The sequence below is a fragment of the Thermodesulfatator autotrophicus genome (assembly GCF_001642325.1).
In the GTDB taxonomy this organism is placed as follows: Bacteria; Desulfobacterota; Thermodesulfobacteria; order Thermodesulfobacteriales; family Thermodesulfatatoraceae; genus Thermodesulfatator; species Thermodesulfatator autotrophicus.
This window is the reverse complement of sequence record NZ_LSFI01000104.1, coordinates 1-1,618: the sequence shown is the minus strand read 5'-3', so window position 1 is coordinate 1,618 and position 1,618 is coordinate 1. Positions and strand designations below refer to the sequence as shown.

Here is a 1,618-nt window from a genome sequence, read left to right as displayed (position 1 = left end):
CGCCTGTCAGATTAAGTCTGAGCTAATGCAACTAATAACACGCAATGATGTAAAAATTCTTCTTCTAGTCTAACTACTGGTTTGAAAAGAAGGGAATCTCCAGAAAAATAAAGGCCCTCCTTTTGGAGAGCCTTTATTTTATCACGTCTTATTCTGGTAGTATCGGAGTATAGCAACCTCTTTGAATGGCCTGATACATCACTTTGAAAATGTAAGTGTTATCTTTTATATCACCGTCATATTTGGCCGCAAGGGCACGGGCACATACTCCCTGAGCGTAAATGGGTACTAAGCTATTAGTATGGTGGTGCCATCCTTCACAATTTACACCCCAGCACTGTTCTTTTATAACTTCATCTCCAGTAACGTTTAAGGGCTGAAGATGGCCGGTTTCGTGATCTGCTACCACTACCACTAAGGTGTTATTCCAGTTACTTCCGTTAGTAGGATCATTTACCCAATCAATAACAGCTTTAACAGACTTATCAAAATCTATTATTTCTTCCAGCATACGGGTCATATTATTGGCATGGCTGGCCCAGTCAATAGCTCCACCTTCAATCATTACGAAAAAGCCGTCTTCGTCCTGCTCAAGCACTTCTAGAGTGGCTTTGGTCATGGTTTCAAGAGAAGGTACCTTACTTATAAAGGCTTGTCCTCCTACTTTCCAGTCGTCAGAAGGGTCTCCGTCGTCAATATTACGGTTAGCCTGCAAGGTGTTGGCCACCTGAGCTAATCCAAAAACACGCTTGGGCATAGGCCCTCCGTGGAAAAGTCCGTCACCATCAGCCAGATCTTCAAAATCTGACTTTTCCTCTACAAAGACTCGTCCTCTTGCTCCATTTACTACTTTTTCATAAAGGGTCTCTCCGTCCTCATCATTGATATATGGCCCTTTGTTCGTGGACCAGTAGTAAAAATTGGCTTCCCTAGGTTTACCGTTATCGTCATAGTAAGGGTGTCCTGCTCCCATAATCACATCCAGGTTTGAAAATATCATCTGCCTGGCAATCTCACCGTAGTTTTTGCGATACTGGGTTTTGGCGATAAAGGCTGCTGGAGTGGCGTGGGAGAAAGGCACAGATGTTACCACCCCGGTAGCCATTCCTTTGGCCTCGGCAAAGTCAACAATAGTGGGGTAATATTTTACAGTAAACGCTTCATCAGCAGGGTAGCCTTCAGGTTTGGGCACCACATTAAGGGCATATTTTACTGTTTTGTGCCCGTTGGCTAAGGCGCTTCCAGCCGCTGCTGAATCTGTTGCCCCTTCATCTACGTAAGCAGGAACTGGCTGAATTTGCCATGGAGTATAACCGCCTAAATTGGGGTCGTAACTACCTAATTCGCTGGGGGCATCCCAGTACTCACCGCTTAACCCCCCTTCTCCGGTAGAATTGCGCATAAAGGTAGTCATGTAGCCAAAGTACCTGAGACTTTCCATGTTGGTCCGGGCTACATTGAGATACCTGCGCAAGGCGTCCACGTGCCAGTAACCCATACCATCTCCAATTAGGAGAATAACATACTTAGCCTTGTTAATCTCAGGCTTATGAAAGGCAACTCTTTCAGCAATCCTTTCACGATTGGTCATAGTGTTTCGTCAACTGTGTCCGCAGGA

Annotated in this window: 1 protein-coding gene; it reads right to left on the bottom strand. The window is 45.2% G+C overall.

Going from position 1 to position 1,618, the window contains the following annotated elements:
• Positions 1-148 precede the first annotated feature (148 nt).
• Positions 149-1,591, bottom strand: a complete 1,443-nt coding sequence (locus TH606_RS11130; protein ID WP_068544062.1) for an alkaline phosphatase — start codon at positions 1,589-1,591, stop codon at positions 149-151.
• Positions 1,592-1,618 lie beyond the last annotated feature (27 nt).